Annotated in this window: 18 protein-coding genes; 5 read left to right on the top strand and 13 right to left on the bottom strand. The window is 52.5% G+C overall.

What is annotated here, in order from left to right:
* The first annotated feature begins 81 nt into the window (after positions 1-81).
* Positions 82-435 carry a DoxX family protein gene (locus tag NSQ73_RS17855; RefSeq protein ID WP_340987503.1) on the top strand — a complete coding sequence of 118 codons (354 nt, stop codon included), beginning with the start codon at positions 82-84 and terminating at the stop codon, positions 433-435.
* Between the two features lie 431 nt (positions 436-866).
* Here the strand turns inward: NSQ73_RS17855 and NSQ73_RS17860 are convergent, their stop codons facing one another.
* From NSQ73_RS17860 to NSQ73_RS17900, 9 genes are all read right to left on the bottom strand, one after another.
* A complete protein-coding gene (locus tag NSQ73_RS17860; protein WP_171716411.1) occupies positions 867-2,375 on the bottom strand; it encodes a copper amine oxidase N-terminal domain-containing protein in 1,509 nt (502 codons plus the stop codon).
* A 93-nt stretch (positions 2,376-2,468) separates the two neighbouring features.
* Positions 2,469-3,137 (bottom strand): TraX family protein, encoded by a 669-nt coding sequence (locus tag NSQ73_RS17865; RefSeq protein WP_340987504.1) that lies wholly within the window; start codon positions 3,135-3,137, stop codon positions 2,469-2,471.
* A 151-nt stretch (positions 3,138-3,288) separates the two neighbouring features.
* Positions 3,289-4,452 (bottom strand): multiple monosaccharide ABC transporter permease, encoded by a 1,164-nt coding sequence (mmsB, locus tag NSQ73_RS17870; protein ID WP_340987505.1) that lies wholly within the window; start codon positions 4,450-4,452, stop codon positions 3,289-3,291.
* Between the two features lie 6 nt (positions 4,453-4,458).
* Positions 4,459-5,988: a multiple monosaccharide ABC transporter ATP-binding protein gene (gene mmsA, locus NSQ73_RS17875; RefSeq protein WP_340987506.1), complete on the bottom strand. Its 1,530-nt coding sequence runs from the start codon at positions 5,986-5,988 to the stop codon at positions 4,459-4,461.
* 154 nt (positions 5,989-6,142) lie between these two features.
* Positions 6,143-7,231 (bottom strand): multiple monosaccharide ABC transporter substrate-binding protein, encoded by a 1,089-nt coding sequence (gene chvE / locus NSQ73_RS17880; RefSeq protein WP_042136640.1) that lies wholly within the window; start codon positions 7,229-7,231, stop codon positions 6,143-6,145.
* 201 nt (positions 7,232-7,432) lie between these two features.
* Positions 7,433-7,765 carry a hypothetical protein gene (locus NSQ73_RS17885; RefSeq protein WP_340987507.1) on the bottom strand — a complete coding sequence of 111 codons (333 nt, stop codon included), beginning with the start codon at positions 7,763-7,765 and terminating at the stop codon, positions 7,433-7,435.
* Positions 7,766-7,801: 36 nt separating this feature from the next.
* On the bottom strand, positions 7,802-9,037 hold the full coding sequence (locus tag NSQ73_RS17890) for a response regulator transcription factor (RefSeq protein ID WP_340987508.1): 1,236 nt from the start codon (positions 9,035-9,037) through the stop codon (positions 7,802-7,804).
* Between the two features lie 21 nt (positions 9,038-9,058).
* Entirely contained in the window at positions 9,059-10,924 is a 1,866-nt protein-coding gene (locus NSQ73_RS17895; RefSeq protein ID WP_076245473.1) for a cache domain-containing sensor histidine kinase, read from the bottom strand.
* Between the two features lie 30 nt (positions 10,925-10,954).
* The gene (locus tag NSQ73_RS17900; protein ID WP_340987510.1) at positions 10,955-11,968 is read right to left on the bottom strand and encodes a substrate-binding domain-containing protein; all 1,014 of its coding nucleotides are present in this window, start codon (positions 11,966-11,968) and stop codon (positions 10,955-10,957) included.
* A 268-nt stretch (positions 11,969-12,236) separates the two neighbouring features.
* Between NSQ73_RS17900 and NSQ73_RS17905 the strand changes: the two genes are divergently transcribed.
* From NSQ73_RS17905 to NSQ73_RS17920, 4 genes are all read left to right on the top strand, one after another.
* A complete protein-coding gene (locus tag NSQ73_RS17905; RefSeq protein WP_042136633.1) occupies positions 12,237-12,425 on the top strand; it encodes a hypothetical protein in 189 nt (62 codons plus the stop codon).
* Positions 12,426-12,550: 125 nt separating this feature from the next.
* Positions 12,551-13,471 carry a helix-turn-helix transcriptional regulator gene (locus tag NSQ73_RS17910; protein WP_340987511.1) on the top strand — a complete coding sequence of 307 codons (921 nt, stop codon included), beginning with the start codon at positions 12,551-12,553 and terminating at the stop codon, positions 13,469-13,471.
* A complete protein-coding gene (locus NSQ73_RS17915) occupies positions 13,461-14,453 on the top strand; it encodes a hypothetical protein (protein ID WP_340946319.1) in 993 nt (330 codons plus the stop codon). The genes NSQ73_RS17910 and NSQ73_RS17915 overlap by 11 nt, the downstream gene beginning before the upstream one ends.
* Positions 14,450-15,436 (top strand): hypothetical protein, encoded by a 987-nt coding sequence (locus tag NSQ73_RS17920; protein ID WP_340987512.1) that lies wholly within the window; start codon positions 14,450-14,452, stop codon positions 15,434-15,436. Before NSQ73_RS17915 ends, NSQ73_RS17920 begins: the two co-directional genes overlap by 4 nt.
* A 15-nt stretch (positions 15,437-15,451) precedes the next feature.
* Here NSQ73_RS17920 and NSQ73_RS17925 read toward each other — a convergent pair whose 3' ends face one another.
* The 4 genes from NSQ73_RS17925 to NSQ73_RS17940 all read right to left on the bottom strand — a co-directional run bounded on the left by NSQ73_RS17925 (position 15,452) and on the right by NSQ73_RS17940 (position 20,502).
* Entirely contained in the window at positions 15,452-17,263 is a 1,812-nt protein-coding gene (locus NSQ73_RS17925) for an LTA synthase family protein (protein ID WP_340987513.1), read from the bottom strand.
* A gap of 421 nt (positions 17,264-17,684) precedes the next feature.
* Complete coding sequence (locus tag NSQ73_RS17930; RefSeq protein WP_340987514.1) at positions 17,685-18,674, bottom strand: aldose 1-epimerase; 990 nt, start codon at positions 18,672-18,674, stop codon at positions 17,685-17,687.
* Positions 18,675-18,760: 86 nt separating this feature from the next.
* Positions 18,761-19,486 carry an MgtC/SapB family protein gene (locus NSQ73_RS17935; RefSeq protein ID WP_340987515.1) on the bottom strand — a complete coding sequence of 242 codons (726 nt, stop codon included), beginning with the start codon at positions 19,484-19,486 and terminating at the stop codon, positions 18,761-18,763.
* Positions 19,487-19,710: 224 nt separating this feature from the next.
* Positions 19,711-20,502, bottom strand: coding sequence for an SDR family oxidoreductase (locus NSQ73_RS17940; RefSeq protein ID WP_042136621.1), 792 nt, complete (start codon positions 20,500-20,502; stop codon positions 19,711-19,713).
* Between the last annotated feature and the right edge of the window lie 105 nt (positions 20,503-20,607).

Consider the following 20,607-nt stretch of genomic DNA (forward strand, 5'->3'; position numbering starts at 1 on the left):
AAGTGCCTACTTTCGCGTACTGCTTCATTGGGGCTATTATACCAGTAACAGACAGCAAAAACGTATCAGGAGGAGTCATTTATGAATACTGCATTATGGATTGTACAGGGAATTGCAGCAGCAGGTTTTGTATATTCGGGCTGGCTTAAGGCCTTTCGGTACGGGCAGGCGAAAAAATCCTGGGGATGGGTATCGGATGTTCCCAAGGCATTAGTGGTCTTTATAGGGGTAACCGAACTATTGGGCGCACTTGGATTGATACTTCCTTATGCGCTGAATATTGTACCTGTGTTAACGCCGGCTGCCGCCGCAGCCCTTGCAGTGACTGTCCTGTGCGGCGCCCTTTTCCATATCAGACGCAAGGAGTACCGGGAGATCGGCGTGAACATCTTCTTTATCGTATTGGCTCTAATTGTCGCGGCTGGACGGTTTTGAACGAGAATGTCAAGATAGTCCTACTCAGCTTACAGATGATCCATCCAGATATTCCAGGACAGAAAAATGCATAACGCCGCCATTACAAAAAAAACAGCAGAAACCCGGGTGTTTGAACGGAAATTAACGCCATAGGATGTAAAAAAGATTGCTGCTGCTAATTTAGAGGTAAGCTGATAATAACCATTTTGCGGAAAAGAGGAGCTGCTAAATATAACGGCCGCAAGCAATGTGGTAATAATAAGAATCTTAAACCACACAGGTTCTGTTAAGAATTGTTTGTAGATTAGAATGATCCGCTGCATCCTAGCCGCCCTTTCATTTATCTGAAATTTTATCCTTTTCTTTAATTTCACTATACCTGAATATAAAAAAAACCGGAACCACCTAATTTCTTAGGGGTTCCGGCTTCATGCTTACCTCTTTAAACCTTACGGACGGTCAATCCAGATATATCCGTCTTCATCCACTTCAACGGTAGCATGGAGACCTTGTGCCAGAACACGCAGCGGCACGTAAGCATCTCCGTATTCATCCACGAATACAGGCTGTGGAAGCTTAACGGTAGCGCCGGCAATCTGTGCCTGTGCGGAGCCGATTTTGAATACCAGCAGATCGCCGTAGACATCATCGGTTACATTAATCGCACGATTAGCCGCATCCCACTCAACAGAAGCATCCAGGTCCTCTGCAATATAGCGCAGCGGAACATAAGTGGTGCCGTTGTCCACGATAGGATAATAGTAATCATCATCCGGTGCGATCATCAGGCTCTTATACGTAATTCCCATATCATCCTTGAGCAGGTTATAGACCGCAGAACCCTGTTCAAAGCTTCTCAGCGTCTCACCCGGTGTAAGCTGCGCTGACGAGTAATCAATGCCGCCGGTTGTGCTGATCGGATCAGCAGTTACAGGACCATTCACGTTCCAGGTCTCTGAAACCAGCTTCACATTGATACTCTGCAGCGGCAGATCTTCACTGGCCGGAAGAGCAACCTTGAGATCAATATTCTGCTTACGGACATGGAAGCCGCTGTCCACGAACAGGTCCACGGTCAGCTTCGTGTCTTTGCCGAGAACAGTCTTCAGTTCAGGAGTACTCTCGTAGAGACTCTCGAGCTGCTTGTCGTAGACCAACAGGAGAGCATCCACTGCCAGCTTAGCAGCATCATGCGCTACAGTGACTACGCCTTCTTTGTCATCCAGCGGGATCTCTCCGAAACCCAGACTGTTCAGATCTTCACCTGAAGCCTCCAGCAGCGGATACAGATAATCATAGAGGCCGCTGATCAGGGCAGTGAAGCCTTCAGTGTCTTTGGAGATCGATCTCAGGAAGCTCTTCAGCAGGACTGGAAGCTCTTCACCCGTAATTTCGGTATGTAGCTTCGTCAAGCTGGTCTGCTGGCCATATACAGATTCTGATACTGAGGCAACTGTAATTGCTCCAGGATTCGGCAGGTTCTTCACCACGAACTGGGAGATCAGCTTGGAAAGCTCCAGTGTCTTCGTCTGATCCAGACCTTCTATGCCGAGTGTGTCTTCATATCCCTGAATCGGGAAATAGAACGGCTGCTTAGCTCCTTCAGCGGTAAATACAATATTCGCCTGATCCATAAAGAAGGAGAACGGAATTTTGGATTGCTTATACCCGACAATTCCCGATGCCGAGACATTGCCGTTGTCCTGCAGCTTCACACTTCCAAGCGTAAGGGATAATGAATTAATAAGATCAACAATCTCCTGATCCTCCGCACGGATGCCTACTGCCGGAACAGCGCTCAAGCTAAGCGTTGTGCTTGATTCTGAAGATTTCACATCTAGATCCCCAAGCAATGCCTTGTTGACATCAAATCCGCCGACGGTTTGGCAGCCTGCCAGGATCAGCAGCAGTGCAAGAAACGGCACCAGCCATTTAGTTCTTGCTTTCATTTTCTTCATAGCATGTCTCCTCTAGCTCATAATGTGGTAACGTATCCATCATCTCAAAGGAGGAAGGATTTGTAAATGTAGAGGTCGGATTCTATTATCCCTTCATAGGGTAAATAAACTCCGCCACTCTATAGATACCCAATCTTGGAAAAAGAGAATCTTTACCAACGCAAGTACCGCTAAATGTGCGGGATAAAATGACCACCAGACCCAGCGCGGCAGCCGTTTCCGCTCCAGTAATATCCAGAAGCCCGGAGTCAGCGCAATGAGAAGGGTAGGCACAATACTAGCCATCTGCACCAGCCAGTTATAATAGAACAAATAGAATACATTCAGTGCAAAATGTGCCGGCACAAGCCAATACGAGCGGGTATAACGGAAAATCAGGACCAGAAGCAGCCCGTACGCATTATAGTCCAGCGGCAGAAGATCCATGAGCAGCACCGCAAGGATAACTACCGGAATCCCGTACCACAGCTTCGGCAGCTTATCGAGCAGCGTCAGCACGGCAGCAGACAGCAGGAGGGTGAACACCACATTCCATCCGCCGGGGTCCAGTGCCAAATTGTACGGAATCTGGGCAAGCAGGGCGATCACCAGCAGCCGCCGCAGATAGCGAGGTCTCGATGAAGTATGTATATGCCCTTGCACCAGCGCGTAGCAGTAAATCGGAAAAGCAATTCTCCCCACAACCCTCCAGGCAAGCTCGCCCGGGAAAAAAATATAGCCGATGTGGTCGATCAGCATGGTCAGCATGGCAATAATCTGCATCTGTGGCCTCCTGTCACAGTTATGTATTAGTTTACGCCTTAGATGCTATTATCCATGGCCGGGCGGGTTGCTGCAAGTGTTGCATGGGATCTTTATGTCAAAAAACCAGAAATGCCCCCTGCCTGGGAGCAATTCTGGCGGTAATTCAAGCCTAAGCCATCTTCGACTTATTATAAATATCAAAGCCAACTGCCAGCAGCAGCACCAGACCTTTAATGCCCTGCTGCCAGTCTACGCCGAGGCCAACGAGCGACATCCCGTTGTTCATAACCCCCATGACCAGACCGCCGATGATTGCGCCGACCACGGTCCCGATCCCGCCGGAAGCGGATGCTCCGCCGATGAAGCAGGCGGCGATGGCATCCAGCTCGAAGTTGGTGCCTGCTTTGGGTGTAGCCGAGTTGAGCCGTGCAGCGAACACCAGCCCGGACAATGCGGCCAGCACACCCATGTTGACGAATACCCAGAAGGTGACACGTTTGGTTTTGACCCCGGAGAGGCTTGCTGCCTTCTCGTTGCCGCCAAGTGCATAGATATGCCGGCCCATCGTCATGTGATTCATGACGAATGAATAAATCGCGATCAGCACCAGCAGAATGACGAGGATGTTCGGAATCCCGTTATATTGGGCAATGACATAAGTGAACAGGTTGATTACAATGACCAGTGCCGCCGCCTTGCCAACCGAAATCCACACCGGGGATTGTTCGAAGCCGTATTTAAGGGTTATTTTGCGGCTGCGGTATTCCTGATAGACAACCAGAACCGACAGGATGACTCCGATGACCAGGGTCAGCACATTCAGCGAACTGCCGCCGGCGATATCGGGGAGGAACCCCGAGCTGATCTTCTGAAAAGCCTTGGGAAACGGTGCAATGGATTGTCCATTAAGCACGATCATCGTTAGGCCCCGGAACAGCAGCATCCCTGCCAGGGTGACGATAAACGCCGGAATTTTGATATAAGCGACCCAGAAGCCCTGCCAGGCACCGACCAGTGCGCCCATCAAGAGCGAGAGAATCACAGCTAGCACAGGATTCATCTTCATATCGACCATCATAATGGCCGAGAGTGCGCCGATGAAGGCGGCCACCGAACCTACTGACAGATCAATGTGCCCGGTGATAATGACGAGTACCATCCCGATGGCGAGCACCAGAATGTAGCTGTTCTGCAGAATCAGATTGGTTACGTTCAGCGGCTTCAGCAGAATGCCGTCCGTCATAATTTGAAAGAAAATAGAAATAAAGATCAACGCAATAATCATGCCGTATTGGCGGATATTCTTTTTGAAAAGTTCAGTAATGGCTCCCATGCGGTGTTACCCCCTGCTTCGTGTCATAAATTTCATCAACAGCTCCTGCGATGCATCCTTCCGCTCCACTTCCCCGCTGATGCGCCCTTCGCACATCGTGTAGATCCGGTCACACATCCCGATAATTTCCGGCAGCTCGGACGAGATGACCAGCACGCCTTTACCTTCTGCCGCCAGACCGTTAATAATCGAGTAAATTTCGTATTTGGCGCCCACATCAATCCCGCGTGTAGGCTCATCCAGGATCAGAATATCCGGCTGGGCATAGATCCATTTACTGAGCACCACCTTCTGCTGGTTGCCGCCGCTGAGATTGACGGTCTTTTGCAGAATGCTCGGCGTCTTGATGTTCAGCTTCTTCCGGTATTCCTCGGCGACCAGCACTTCCTCATTCTCATTGATCACCCCGCGGCGGGAGAGCTTCTTCAGATTGCTGAGTGAAATGTTACGTTTGATATCGTCAATCAGAATGAGGCCGTATTGCTTGCGGTCTTCAGTGACGTAGGCTAGCCCGCTTTCTATTGCCTGGGTAATATTGTTAAGCTGTACCTCTCTGCCGTGCATAAAGGTCTGTCCGCTGATCCGCTTGCCGTAAGACTTCCCGAACACGCTCATGGCCAGCTCCGTGCGTCCAGCGCCCATCAGCCCGGCAATGCCGACAACCTCGCCGCGCCGGATGTGCAGATTGATCTGATCCAGCATTTTGCGGTCCTGCTGGGTGGGATGATATACTTCCCAGTTACGGATCTCGAAGATGGTTTCCCCCAGCTCCGGCGTCCGCTCCGGATAACGGTTCGTCAGATCGCGCCCGACCATGCCCTTAATAATCACATCTTCAGTGACTGCATCGCGTTTCATATCCAGCGTCTTAATGGTCTGCCCATCCCGCAGAATCGTTACAGAATCCGCTATCTTCTCGATTTCGTTCAATTTGTGGGAAATGATAATCGAGGAAATCCCCCGCTTCTTCAGCTCCAGAATGAGCAGCAGCAGGTTCTCGCTATCATCCTCGTTCAGCGCCGCCGTCGGTTCGTCGAGAATGAGCAGCTTCACTTCCTTGGAGAGCGCCTTGGCGATCTCTACGAGCTGCTGCTTGCCGACGCCGATCGTTGATACTCCGGTAAACGGCGATTCCTTGAGGCCGACGGTTGTAAGCAGCTCCTTGGTTTTCACCGTCGTTTCGTTCCAGTTGATCACCCCGCGCCGCGCTTGCTCATTGCCGAGGAAGATGTTCTCCGAAATCGACAAATACGGAATCAGCGCCAGCTCCTGGTGGATAATGACGATGCCCAGGCCCTCACTGTCCTTAATATCCTTGAACTGGCATACCTGCCCCTGATACAAAATATCCCCTTCGTAGGTGCCATGCGGATACACTCCGCTAAGCACCTTCATCAGCGTGGACTTGCCTGCCCCGTTCTCCCCGCAGAGGGCGTGGATCTCGCCTGCCTTAACCTGCAGATTGACATTCGCGAGCGCTTTAACGCCGGGAAATGTCTTCGTAATGCCTTTCATCTCCAAGATATATTCACTCAAGTGTCTCTCACCCAGCTTTCCTTGTGACTGTGCAGCGGCTGACGGCGGCTGCCCTGAATCCTGGCTGCCGCCGGTTTACCGCTAAATAACTGCCATATAAGCTGAACTTAAGAAGGATCTCTTCCTGCTTCTTAAGTTCACTCTGTGCAGCCGGTTACTCTCCCAGCTGATCTTTGGTATAGTAGCCGCCGTCTACCAGCACCTTGTCTGCGTTGCTTGCATCCACAGATACTGGCTCCAGCAGGTAGGACGGAACGATTTTGACACCATTGTCGTAGGTTGTGGTATCGTTGACTTCGGCTTCCGTACCCTTCAGCACGCTTTCGGTCATCTCCACTGCCTTCTTGGCCAGCTCACGGGTATCCTTGAATACCGTCTGCGTCTGCTCTCCGGCCAGAATGGATTTCACGGAAGCCAGCTCGGCATCCTGTCCGGTAACTACCGGAAGCTTCTTGTCTCCCGAGCCGTAGCCCACGCCCTTCAGGGAAGAGAGAATTCCGATGCTGATACCATCGTAAGGAGACAATACAGCGTCGAGATTATCGCTGGCATAGTTGGCGCTCAGCAGGTTATCCATCCGCGCCTGGGCAGCGGCACCGTCCCAGCGCAGCGTAGCGACCTGATCCATCGTAAGCTGCTTGCTGCGGACGACCAGCTTGCCGGAATCGATATACGGCTTCAGGATGGACATCGCCCCATCGAAGAAGAAGTAGGCATTGTTGTCATCCGGCGATCCGCCGAACAGCTCGATATTGAACGGGCCTTTGCCGTCTTTCAGGCCCAGCTTCTCTTCAATGTAGGAGCCTTGCAGCACGCCCACCTTGAAATTATCGAAGGTTGCATAGTAGTCTACATATTCACTTTTTTTGATCAGACGGTCATAAGCGATGACTTTGACATCCGCATCATGCGCCTTCTGCAGCACATCCGTCAGGGCCTCTCCGTCAATTGAAGCGATTACAATCGCATTCACGCCTTTGGTGATCATGTTCTCAATCTGGGATACCTGGTTCTCCACGACATCCTCGGCATACTGCAGATCGGTGCCGTAGCCCAGCTTCTCGAACTCCTTCACCATGTTGTTGCCGTCATTTACCCAGCGTTCCGAGGATTTCGTAGGCATTGCAATGCCTACTTTGCCTTTGGAAGCATCTGTGCCGCTTGATGAATTCCCGTTGCTGCCGCATGCGGATAAGATAAGTACGAGTGTTAGTAGCAATGTGATCACTGAATATTTTTTCATTCCTGCCCTACCCCCTGGACTATTCTGTTGTCTTCCACGGGTGCTCCCGTGTGACATGTTGAGTATAGCAACGGAGGCCATGGGGCGTATTTACACTCAGACTACTGTTTTTATAAAAATCCAACTTTTGTAATCCGAGAGCACCACAAAAAACCGCATGCAGCCCGGAGGCGCACACGGTTAAGGGTTGAAGCAATGGAGTTATACGGGCTGATTCAAATCGCTTAATGCCTGCTTAATCTCTTCCAGCTCCTGCTTCAATTGGGTGAACAGAAGACGGTTACTCTCTGCAGTCTTGAGTTTGAAATTGGTCTTGCTCAAAAAGGCCATATAAACACCCGAAATTCTTCTGGTGATATTCTCCGCTTCCGCAGGTCCTGAGGACAGCCTGAAAAACTGATTCATCTGCTGTCTGGTCAGCTCGGTGAACGCAAATTTCTCCAGACACGACTCCAGAACTACGATGCTGCCCAGTGCAGCTTGTCTATATTCTCCGGCTGTTCCGGCATTGCTCACAGCATTGACTTCTTCCAAGTTGCGCACCCCTTGCGGTATGTATATATGAATATCCTACTCTTTTCTGGGCCTGCCGTCACTCCCATTCTCAGGCTGCACCCCTTTGCGGAACTGCAGGGGCGACACTCCGGTCTGCCTCTTGAAAGCTGTGCTGAAATAATGCTGTGTCTCATACCCCGACTGCTCAGCCACCTCATGGATGCTCAGCTCTGTTGAATGCAGCAGCTGGGCGGCCCGGCGGATTCGTATTTGCGTCAAATACATGCCGAAGGATTCGCCCAGCTCCTGCTTGAACAGGCGGCTGAGATATACAGGTGACGCCAGAAGCTGGCCGGCCATCCCCTCCAGGGTAAGCCCGTATTCGCTGTAATGCTCCTGTATATACTGCTTCGCCCGGCGGACGAGCGGTGACAGCGGCTGCTCTTTGGCCAGCGCCACCCGGCAGCTCCGGTAGGCTGAAGCCAGCTCTGTAATCTCCCCCAGTACAAGCCGGGTGCCGACTTCAACAGCAATTTTGAGATTGCTGCGCACAGCACCTTCTACCCCGGCAAACACCTGCTCGCCTGCGTCATCCCACAGCAATGCAACGACCAGTCCGGCGGTGTCCCGGAAGATCACCTTGGTATACGGCTCAAGCAGCTCCGTGATGATATTCTCGATAGCGAACAGGAACAGCTGGCGTTCGTTCTCCTTCATCCCGGGATGCTGGCCTTCCCATCTCCACCGGACAATGCCGATCCGCTCCGGCCGCTCCGGCGGCAGCTGCAGGAATTGCAGCTGCTCCCTGATCTCCGCCTGGCTCAGATTCCCGTCCAGCCATTCCTGGCAGAAGCGCTCGCGCAGCAGCGGGAAGTTCTTCTGCAGCTGCCGGGAGGCCTGCTGCAGATGCTGGCTCTGCTGCCTCTCCGATTCCAGCTCATCGCGGACGCCCCGGAGCACCTGCATCAGCTGCTTCGGCTCGGCTGGCTTCAGAATGTAGTCATTCACCTGCAGACGGATCGACTCCTGGGCATATGAGAATTCATCATGGCCTGTGATGACGATGATTTTGCAGCCGGGCAGCTGTTCCCTTAGCCGCTTCATCAGCTCCATGCCATGCATAATCGGCATATTAAGATCCACCAGCGCAATATGAATGGAATGCTGCACCGCCAGCTCCAGCGCCTCTTCCCCGTCTTCTGCCTCGGCAACCACAGTCATACCCAGACTGTCCCAGTCCACACATTGCCGGATGCCTTCGCGGATGATCCCCTCATCATCAGCAATCATTACTTTCCATTTGTCCAGCATGTTCGGAAATCCTCCTCTTCCTTAATCCTTCGCAGGATAACTGTCACGGACCACCGGATGCCGGACAGTTACGACCGTGCCGCTTCCGGGTTCACTCTCAAGTGTAATTCCATACGGCTTCCCGTAGGTCAGTCTAATCCGTGCCTGCACGTTCAGAATTCCGTAGCCGCTTCCCGCGCTGTCCGGCAGCGGCGCTTCTGTCTCCATATGCCCGCTGTCCTGTGTTCCTACAGCCTCAAGCCGCTGCTTCAGCAGACTCAGCCGCTGCGGAGTGATCCCTGCACCGTCATCACGAACTGTAAGGTATAGCTCATTCTCCCTTTCCACGACCTCAATAGATAGATGTCCGGGACCGCGACGTTCCTTAATGCCGTGATAAATCGCATTCTCCACCATCGGCTGCAGCAGCAGCTTAAGCACATACAGCTCCTGAAGCTGCGGCTCCACTTCGATGGAATACGTCAGCTTGCTGCTGTAGCGGACATGCTGGATCTTCAGATAGCTGACGATATGCTCCAGCTCATCGGAGAGCGGGATCATATCGCTCCCTTTGCTTAAGCCCAGCCGGAACAGCTTGGACAGGGACTGCACCACCTCGGCAATATCCTCCGCCCCCTTGCTGCGGGCCATCCAGTGGATTGTATCCAGCGTATTGTAGAGAAAATGCGGTTTGATATGCGCCTGCAGACTGCGCAGCTCCGCTTCCCTCTTTTGCCGCGCCTGCAGTTCTGTCAGGGACAAGAGCCGGCCAATCTGGGCCAGCATAGTATTGAAGCTGCGCCCGAGCAGCCCGATCTCATCAGAACGGTTCCCCCAGTAGCGGATCGTCAGATCGCCCGACTGCGCCTTGCTCATGAAGGAAGCCAGCTGTCCGATCGGACGGGATATGGAATATGCGAGATAGAAGGAAGCCGTCATCCCCAGCATACAGACTACAAACACGAAGGTTACGACATTGAAGGTAATCTCGCGCACCCCAAAGGCTGACTCATCCATCGGAAACACACCCATCGTTGTCCAGCCTGTAAAAGGTGAGGTCCGGTAGATCAGCTGCAAATGGCGGCCGTCCACGATTTCCGAGGTGATGCCCGAAGACTCGGTGAACAGGCCTGCCGGAATCTTTTGCATAAAAGGGTGCTGCGGCGCGTAGATCATCTCCCCGTTGTCGTCCACCACCGTCAGGTAGCCCGTCTTGCCCAGTGTGACATCTCTGGCTGTCTCGGCAATGACCCGCAGCTTCAGGTCGACCAGCACCACTCCCTGCACAACCTGCGTTTCAGGATCAACAATCGCCCTTACGGCGGAGACCACCTCGCTCTCCTTATAATCCACATGGGACATTACAGCGCGGCCGTAAGGATGACCGACAATCTTGAAGATGCCCTTGTTCTCCGCCGCCTGCTTGTACCAGGCCTCCTCCGTCAGCCGGGTACCGGAACGGGTATACATCTCATTGCTGATGAAATCGCCTTCACTATTGACCAGCATTATCCCGGCAATCTCGGAGCTGAGTGTAGTGAAGCCCTGCAGAAACTTGCGGATGTTATATTCCGCCGACTCCCCGTTGCCCTCAGTACTGCCTCGCTGCCCGTTACCCGTCACATTCCCCTTCAGAAATTTCTGCACACCGGGGTCAAATGAAATCAGATAGGTGATCTTCTGCAGATTCTCTACATCGCTCTCTATGGCCGTATTCACCTTGCCGATCAGCTGCACCGTGTTCTCGTTGCTCTGTTCCTCCACGATCCGGTCAACCGTCCAGCCAATCAGCAGCCCCAGCCCGATGGAGGGCAGAATGCTGATCAGCAAAAAGTGAATAATCAGCTTGTAGCGGATCGGCATATTATTCAGCTTCAGCTTCTCCATGTTCAGGCTGCCCTTGCGCATCACATGCTCCCCCTCTGCCGCAGCAGCAGCCTACTTGGCATAATAGTTATCCACGTTCACCCGTGTGACCACGTCTATCCCTGTATCAACCGTATCCGGCACGGGTACGGGCTTATTGTTCGCATACACTTCAGGGTCCGCTTCCAGATCACGATGCAGATGAAACAGCTCTGTCAGCGACCAATAGCCCATATTCCAGGTCCCCTGTGCCATGGTTGCCGCAATCTTGCCTTCCTTCACCAGATCGAGCGTGCCCTTATCGGTATCGAAGCTGATAATCTGCGGTGCAAGGCCGCCGCCTTGAGCAGCATCCACCGCCTCTGCCACACCGATCCCGCCATTGGATTCCGTGGCAAAAATCCCGGCCAGCTGCGGGTACCCGGCCAGCAGCTGCTCGGCAGCTTCCCGTGAGGCCACCTGGTCTCCCCGGCCATCCTTGACGGCTACAAGCGTCATCTCCGGATACTCGTTTCGGATAGTATCCCGGAAGCCATCGGTCCGCTCTTGATGATTATGCTGATCCGGTGTGGTGATGATGGCCACTTCGCCTTTGCTGCCGGTCAGCTCAGCCATCTTGTGTGCGGCCTGGGTCCCGGCATTGTAATTATCCGTTCCCAGGAAGGAATAAGCCTTGCTGTCCGGCGCTCCCGAATCAAATAATACCACCGGAATGCCGGCCTCCACCGCCTTGTTGATGGTCGCCGTGAGCAGCTTGGAATTCACCGCCGAAATCGCAATCCCTGCCGGCTTCTTGGCGATGGTCTGCTCCAGCACGGTCATCTGTTCATTGGCATTATGCTGGGTCGAGCCGTGGTATTCCACGGACACATTAAGCTCCTCTGCCGCATCCTCGAAGCCCTTCAGCACGCTTTTCCAGTAGTCGATGCCGATCTGGAACGTGACCATCACATATTTATCTTCAATATTCCCGCGCAGTCCGGCTGTCTCCCACGGGTCCGCCGAATCCCCCTGCTGCTTGTAATTCAGCACATAGATCAGGAAGATACCGATTAGCAGTACATAGACTAGCCAGAGCTTTTTCACATATGTAACCCCTTTCAAAACAAGAAGTAAAGGACACCGTCCGCTTGCCCTGACCGATGTCCAGTCTAGTCTAAAGGCTTAGCAGGCTTTCCGTCAATTACGATCCGCTTGTTTGATCTGCTTCGGCTGGAGCATCAGTTTGAGCATCGGTTAGGCGGTCCGGAAGCCTTGCTCTTAGAATTATGAATCTGATACGACATTTTATGTCGTACCAGCTGTTTTATACTGGAACAGTAACATTCAAATTGCTGAAATGAGGACTACACAAATGGTAAAAACAAAGCGCGGACGGGTACTCTGGACCCTGCCCTCCCATGGCCGCGGCACCTGCCCGGTCTGCGGAACAACCAGAATTAAGCTGCTCTACACAAAAGTAAAGTCTGATGGGGGAACCCTGAAGGTCTGCAAGCGCTGTGACAAGGCGCCACAAGCCAAAGTAGATGCCGTAGCCAAGTAAACACAACCTGGATGTCCGCTCGTCTCCATGCTTCATGCATGGATGCCCGGGCGGCATCTTTGCCTTGTTGCGGTGGAAGTTCATCAGACGCTATACTGAAATCTGACAGAAAGGAGCGGAGCCGCATGAGCCATATTCACCGTATTCAGTGGTTTGATCAGCAAATCAGAAATGCCTGTTATCCGAACAGCAATATTCTTGCGGAGCAATTCGAAATCTCCAGGCGCCAGGCGCAGCGGGATATTGAATATATGGCGGAATCTTTGCGGGCTCCGCTCCGGTACGTGGCCAGCCAGCGCGGGTATATGTACGAGGATAACAGCTTTGTGCTGCCTCATCTGTACATCACCGACGAAGAGCAGCAGGTACTGAAATATCTGGCTTACCGGTACAGCCATTATGATTATGAGAACGGCCAGACTATCCGGAGAGTCGGTGGCCTGCTGGAACGGTTCACAGACCAGCCCCTGCAGGCTGGAGAATACAGGCTGCCTCTGTTTGAAGTAAATGCCCGGCGTCTGCAGGTTATCGGGCTCCTGGAACAAGCCATTCAGGCCCGTAATGTAATTCACATCCTCTGCCGGAAACAGCCGGACAAACCGCAGGAGCTATATCTCTGTCCCCTGAAACTGAGCCGCCGTCTGGATGAAGATTATGTGCTTGCTGCCATAGAGGGGAATTCCCGGACAGAGTTTTTTAACTTGACTGAAATCCTGCAGCTGAAGCTGACGGACAGATATTTCGCAGCGGACGATGAATTCTCAGCCGCTCCGCCGGAACAGAATAGACAGCTGAAGCCGTTCACAGCCAGAATCCGGCTAAGCGGGATGCCTGCAGATTCCTCATGGGGAGGGTATACGATCCGGTCCGCTGATGGAGAAGTCTATGAAATTGAATTTTTTGATACGGAGGCCTTTGTGGGGCAGCTGTTCAGCTCGGAATGGACTGAAATTCTGTCCCCCAAATGGCTGAAAGAGAAAGTAAGGATCAGATGCCAGAACGTACTGAATCTGCTGAATGAACAGGAGAGCCGGAGTGATCATTAACGGAATACAAATGAAGCGCGAATCCAAATCTTTTACCGATGCCCTCTATGCCGTCCTCACTGCCGCCGGGTTATTCCATGGACCCACATTCATGCTCTCCGGGCTCAGCGGTATGGCCTTCAAATTCTCTGTACATGAGAAGCTCTTCCCCTTCTCCGTTACTGCTTATGGACAGTGGGGCAAAGAGCATGGACCGGCCATCGATAATCTCGGCATCCTTACCGGACATAGCGGAGGCAGAACAAGACATGATTCGTTCGCCGTATATCAGCAGGCCGCCATTGAAGATGTGAAGCATAGTCTGGACCGCGGACTCGCCTGTGTCTACTGGATACCGGAGTTCGGCGTTATTCACGGCTATGATGAGGACGACCGGGTGTTCTATGTGCAGGATGGATCGTCCATCGAGACCCGTTATGTGCTCTATGATAATTTCGGCCTCAACATTACCCCGTTCTGGTATTGCCAGTATATCGGAGATAAGGTGGATATTCCGCTGCGTGACGCAGTACTGGAATCACTGAGGCTCGCCCTTGAGGATTGGGAGACTCCGTACAAAACACTGCCCGATCAAAGCATTGCATCAGGCAGACTGGCTTACAGCTTCCTGATCCGGGCTCTTCAGCAGGGAGAGTTCGACAGCAGCGGGGCCGTCTATATTCTCGAATCTTACCTGACGGCGCGCTCAGAGATCACGAGTTATCTGCAGGAGGTTGAGTCCGTATTGCCGGGCCTGAATGAGGTACACAGTATTTATGCTGAGCTGGAAGAGATGGTGCGCGGGCAGTTGAAGGTTGCACTTCCGTTGACTAACAGCAACCGGGCGCTGGTACACCAGCAGCTTCCCTCACTCTGTACCACCCTGCAGCAGGCGCTTGAGCTGGAGGAACGCGCTATGCAGCAGCTTAGAATTATCTCCGGGCGGTATCCGGACCGGAAACGTTCAATTATTCCAAGATGGGGGGCGCATACGGCCAGATGATGAACAGAACAGAATTGGATTCAGTACCGGCGGCCGTGCATCCTCCGCAATTGTCTCATTCTTATGTAGATGCCATGTACCAGGTTCTGTCGGCTAACGGCTGGTTCACAATGCCCAAATATATGTTATCCGGAATGACTGCCTCCTGTTTCCGTCTGTCCGTGCATAGGCAGCTTCACCGTGACTCACCTACGGCTTATAACTGGATGGCTGAGCACACGGTGGCAGCAGATTTAATCGGCATTGTTACTGCACAAGCGGCAGGGTTTCATTTCACCCCTACGTTTCCGCTCTATCAGAGACAGGCTATCCTGGCAATCCGCAAATCGCTTGAGCAAGGCACAGGCGTCATCTGCTGGAAAGATAACTTTGTGGTGATAACCCGCTCCGATGATCAGAAGCAGGTATTCTGCTACAACGAAATATCTTCAAGAGCAGAGCTGGAGCTGCCTTATGATCAGCTGGGAAGAAATGCGAGCCCTTATTGGCACTGTCAGATCTTCGAAGGACAGATCCGGAAGGACATACGGCAGGTGATCAGAGAATCCTTCATTCAGGCTGTATACAAGGCAGAGGTACACGATCCGATGCTGCCGGAATCGCAGTATGCCTGCGGACTGCAGGCTTATGATGCCATGCTGGATGCCTTGACAGGCAGATCATATGATGCTGCCGGTGCATATGAAACCTTGGTGTTCTATGCTGCCAGTAAGAAGGACGCGTCCAGCTACACCAGAGCAGCCTGCGAATATTGGCCTGAGCTCGAGTCCACCGCCAGCCATTATGAGCATCTCTCCGCTGTCTACGGTGAAATCACAGCTCTATTAAGCCCGAACGCGTCACTTGCTCCAACTCTACGGCAACAAAGGCTGCTTCCTCTCGTCCGAGAGGCTAAGCATACCGAGACCGAAGCGATCCAGTCTATCCGCCTGCTGCTGCGCGAGCCGATCGAGAACCGCTTCCATGATGTGGGGCTGCGCTGATTATAGCCAATCCGGTTAGAACATTAAGCCCTCGGCATACTTCTCCCCTTCAATCAGGTCATACTCGATCAGGCGATAGTCATCCAGCAACTCCTGCTGCCCGGGTGTCAATTCACTCAGGATTCCGCTGCTGCCGGTCCCGACCAGCACATTCTTGCTGAGACCGGGGATTTCTTCCTGCACCTGCTTCAGCAGCTTGTAATAGGCAGGCAGCGGCTGGCCGGATAGTCTAAAGACGGTCGGGCCAAGGAAGGCCGGACTAAGTGTGCCCAGCGGCTCATTCCCGATCTCATAGTTAGCCAGAATCAGCAGCTGTGTCTCGTGCTTCAGCCTAGGCTCCTGATCCCAGCCAGCCTCTGTATAGATCCCGGCGGTCAGCGCCGGCAGATGGTCACCCCAGAATACAGCAATGGTCGGACGTTCAATCGTCAGCAGCTCCTGCTGCAGATAAGCCAGTGCCTCGTCAGTCAGCTTAGTATCCTGCACATAGGTTTCCATCTCGTCCTTCTGTCCCGGCTGTCCGCCTTCTACGGTAATCGTATTCGGTCCATTCAGACCTTTGGTGAACGGGAAATGATTCTGCATCGTCACCAGATGCAGGAAGGCCGGCCCGGACGCCGACTTAAGCTCGCGGACAGCCTCCTGTACAGCAGCCTTGTCGGAGATATAGCCATCCGGGGTGAGGCGGTTAGCATCCGGCAGATCCTTTTCACTGATGAAGCTATCAAAACCAAGTACCGGATAGACACGGTTGCGGTTATAGAAGGTCTCATCGAACGGATGCAGCGCCTGTGCCTGATAGCCCCGCGATTTCAGAATACTGACGATGGACGGCAGTGAAGACATTTTGACAATCCGCTGTTGATAGGGAATGGTTCCGTCTCCAAGGAAATACATCGACAGCCCGGTCAGGGCCTCGAATTCAACATTGGCCGTATTGCCGCCGAATTCCGGTGACAGCAAATAACCAGACGGAGTCTCATCCGCCGCCGCATGAATGAATTTCAGCGGATCTTCGCTTAAGGTATACCCCGGCAGACGCGTAGGATCAAAGAAAGCTTCGTCCATCATAAACAGAATATTCGGCTGTTCCTCAGGACTCGCTGCCGCCGTTTCATCCGGCAATGCCGAATACTTGGCTGCCACCGCTTCAACCGCTTCACGACTGTACCCTTCGGGCTTCTCCAGCAGGCTCTGGCGCAAATTTCCGGCAAATGCAAATATGAATCCGTTCTGCGTATAATTCACCTTCTGGTTCCAGAAGATGTTCTGGTAGTTCATAGCCGTAACAACAGACGAATGGCCCGAGACAAGCACAAGAAAACCTGCACTCAGCGCGACAGAGATCCCGCCCAGACTTAAGCGTAAAGGCAGCCTGATTCTGTTCCTGGGCAGCTTGCGGATCATGTACGCCAGACCAAATGCCACTAATATTGCGGCTATTACCGCCAGTGGTGAGATCATACCTTTGGTAATCTTGCTCATTTCGCCGGCATTTTTGACCAGCATGAGATCCCATGGAAAAAGAGGTTCGCCCCTCGTAACAAGCTTCTGATAATCGGCAACACCCAGCAGCAGACATAGTACACTGACAACCGCTGGCCCCGCATATGTATTAGGCAAGATCACTGAACTTAAGAGCAGGATGAAGAAAATGAATAGGCTTCCTGCACCATACAGCCATGGGTACCTGCCGATCCACTGCAGTGCACCCGTCAAATTCATACTAAAGGAAGCCGCCTGCAGGAAATAATTCAGCACAAATCCCCCGGCCAGCAGGACTAACAGCAAATAAGAGAAACGTTTGGAAAGCAATAACCGCGACAAATGGATTCACTCCTAACTGGATTAAAGGAGTAGTATACGCCTTTTAGCTTAAAGCCGCCTTAAAATTCAGTATCCAAAAGAAGTACATCTTCGTATTATGCACCTCACAGCCTCTTCTATAATCCCCTGATGCGAGATTACCAGCATGGTATTTCACGCAAAAAAGAGCAGCGAACCTCGCTGCTCTTCATTCTGCTAACTCTACAACTATATAAACTGAAAAAAGAAATAACAATAAGCAAAAGGACCGGAGGGGAAATTTGGAACTGTAGGAGCGGTAGCGTCCGCCTTTGTCACCGGATTTCAACCGCGGGCAACGGTATATATCAAGAAATCTGGGGACAACAGCGGCCGGAAGTCCAAATCTTCACCGCAGTGACGCCGAAGCTTTATGTTAACCTCTGAAATTCAGTTTATCCCCCTACTTCACATATAGGCGGCTAGTCTCTTCCCAATACTCTCCCGGCTCCAGACCAAACAATCCGATGTCATCTGCAGGAAGATCTACCTTCGGTGCATTAACGAGGTTGATCTGCGGCTCCGGACAGAAGAACCCTTCAGTAGCTCCATTGTTCCAGATCATCCACTGCTTATACGAGGTTCCCACATCATACACCAGCGTAACGCCGGCTTTGCTGTCGGTAAGCTCCATGCGGTTGCGGCCGTTCTGGGCTACAGCGGTATAGTGGTTGTCCATTGGCGCATAGAACGGATACAAGCCCTCATCACGCAGTGCCACTTCATCCGCAGTCAGCTCCTGGAATTTACCGGTCGGCAGCATCCGGTCGCTAAGCTCCCAACGCTCGCCGATAGTCAGCTTCACGCGGTAATCCTGCGGCGTACTGCCTGGTGCGAACGGTGCATTAATGGCAGTATGGAACGCCAGCAGACAAGGCATCAGCTCTGCGCCGTCATTATGGACCAGCAACTGCTGGGACAGGCCGCCTTCTCCCAGAGTATAGCGCAGCTTGACGGTATATTTGAACGGCAGATATTGATAAGAAGGATGATTCTCATCCACCTTAATCGCTACAGTGACGAAGCTTTCGCTTTTGCCGCTGCCGAATTCTTCAACCTCCCAGGCTGCTGTATGTAGGAATCCGTGCAAATGGTTTCCAGTCTTGGCTTCATTAACAGGAAAACGGTAGGTTTGTCCATTCCACGGGAATTCTCCATCCTCATAACGGTTCGGCGGGAACAGTACAGGGATGCCGTGAATCCCGGGGCTTGCCTTGAAGGCTTCCATCTCCTCTGCGCCTGGCTCATGCAGGAAACGGTAACCGCTCTCAGTATCACGGAAGCAGATCAGGTTGCCTCCGATGCCCGGCAGAATTGCAGCCTCGTAACGTCCGGCCTTGAGCCAGACTGCGGCTTCTCCCTCATATTGTCCTTCAAATGCAGTAATCGACATAATAATTATAATCTCCCTTCCATAAGCTCATAATGACTCTCTCATAGATAGAGTACCACATCTGCCGGATCGGCAACATGTCAATTTTACAGCTGTTCCACTTCGACGCTCATCACATGCTCAATTTTCTTCACATCATAATAGATTTCCGTAGCATAATCACGGTCCGGTGCGGAGATCACCATATCAATCATTTGTCTCCCGTCTTCGAGATCCTTGATCTTCATACGCCGGATCGTCCGGCCGGTTTTACGTGTTTTACGCTGCTCGGCAATGATATGGCGCTGCTCAATTTTCTGGATCACATCGGTTAGAATATAGTTCGGTTCCATAATGATTCTAATCGATATCTCATGTTTGTTCAGCACCTCCGGGCCGATGGCCTTAATTAGCAGGGGCACCGCATTTACCGCGAACATAAGCAGCACCACTGCATAACCCGCTTCTACATAGAATCCCGCGCCAACCGCAATCCCGATACCGGAAGCCGTCCAGATGAGCGCCGCTGATGTCAGTCCCGATATCGCATCTCCGCCTCTGCGCAGAATGACGCCTGCCCCGAGAAAACCGATCCCGCTGACAATCTGCGCCGCCAGCCGCATAGGGTCCATGTTGGGATGCTCCGGCCCGCCGAATTTATCATAAGCATGGATCGAGACCAGTGTCACCAGACAGCTGGCTATACTAATGACCATACTGGTCCGGATTCCCAGCGGTTTCTGTTTTAATTGCCGGTCAATCCCGATGAACAGCCCGAACAGCATGGCCACAAGCAGCTTCACAATCGATTCTGTGTGTAAATCAATGTTCATTGTTGTCCTCCTCTCCATGACAGATAGAATCAGTATACCTGAAAATCACTGCAATCCTTACTGTAATTTTTCGCAAGCTGATTTCAAAAGAATAAACGGACGTCAGCACCTCTGCAGCCGGTCATCAAACGGTTTCTGATGAGCTCCGGCAAAGGGACAACGTCCGCTTCAGTTAAAGGCTGCACTTCACACATTATATGAGTGTTAAAGTACGATTAGAAGAATCAGCCATGCAGCAGCGACTCTGCCCCATCGCAATAAATCTCGGTTCCTGTAATATGATCCGAATCCGCAGAAGCCAGGAACAGCGCCAGCTTGGCTACCTGATCAGGTCGCCCGGGCCCCTTCTCCAGCGGCTGTCCGCCATCCGGGAATTCAACCTCGATCTGCACTTCCTTGAGATCATCCGAAGGGTACGTATTGTCATCAATGTTGGTGGTGATCGCACCAGGACAGATGGCGTTTACGCGGATTTTGTACTGGGCCAGCTCCAGCGCCGCCATTTTCATAAAAGCGACCTGCCCGGCCTTCGTGGTGCTGTATGCCGAGAACCCGATGTTGGAGAATACCCGGTTCCCGTTGATGGAGCTGTTGATCAGGATACTGCCGCCCTGCTCCTTCAAATGGGGGATGGCATATTTAACCGTAGCGAACGTACCGCGCAGATTGATCTGAATGGTCTGGTCCCAGGACTCGATATCCATCGTCTCAATCGGTGTCATAGCACCGTTGATTCCGGCATTCGCGAACACGATGTCCAGCTGTCCCCACTTGGCAACCACCTGCTTCACGGCGTCCTCCACCTGCTGCGGCTCGGCGATGTCGCATTCGAACACAGCGGCTTCTCCGCCTTCCTGCACCACCTGATGTGCGACCTTCTCTGCGTTCTCCACAGTGCGGTCCAGAAGTGCCACCTTGGCTCCGTTTCTGGCGAACTCCAGCACCGACGCCCGGCCGATCCCCGATCCGCCTCCGGTTACGATTGCTACTTTGCCTTCCAGTTTCTTAGTGGTCATAAGTGTAGTCTCCTCCCAAGGTCGTTGTTGTTGTTCAAGTCAAGTTCTCTCCTTAAACTTTACCTCTCATACCGCGTAGTGAATCGGCTGCCCTGCTGTTTTGCC

It is taken from the genome of Paenibacillus sp. FSL R10-2736 (genome assembly GCF_038000245.1).
GTDB classification, from domain to species: Bacteria; Bacillota; Bacilli; order Paenibacillales; family Paenibacillaceae; genus Paenibacillus_AQ; species Paenibacillus_AQ phytohabitans.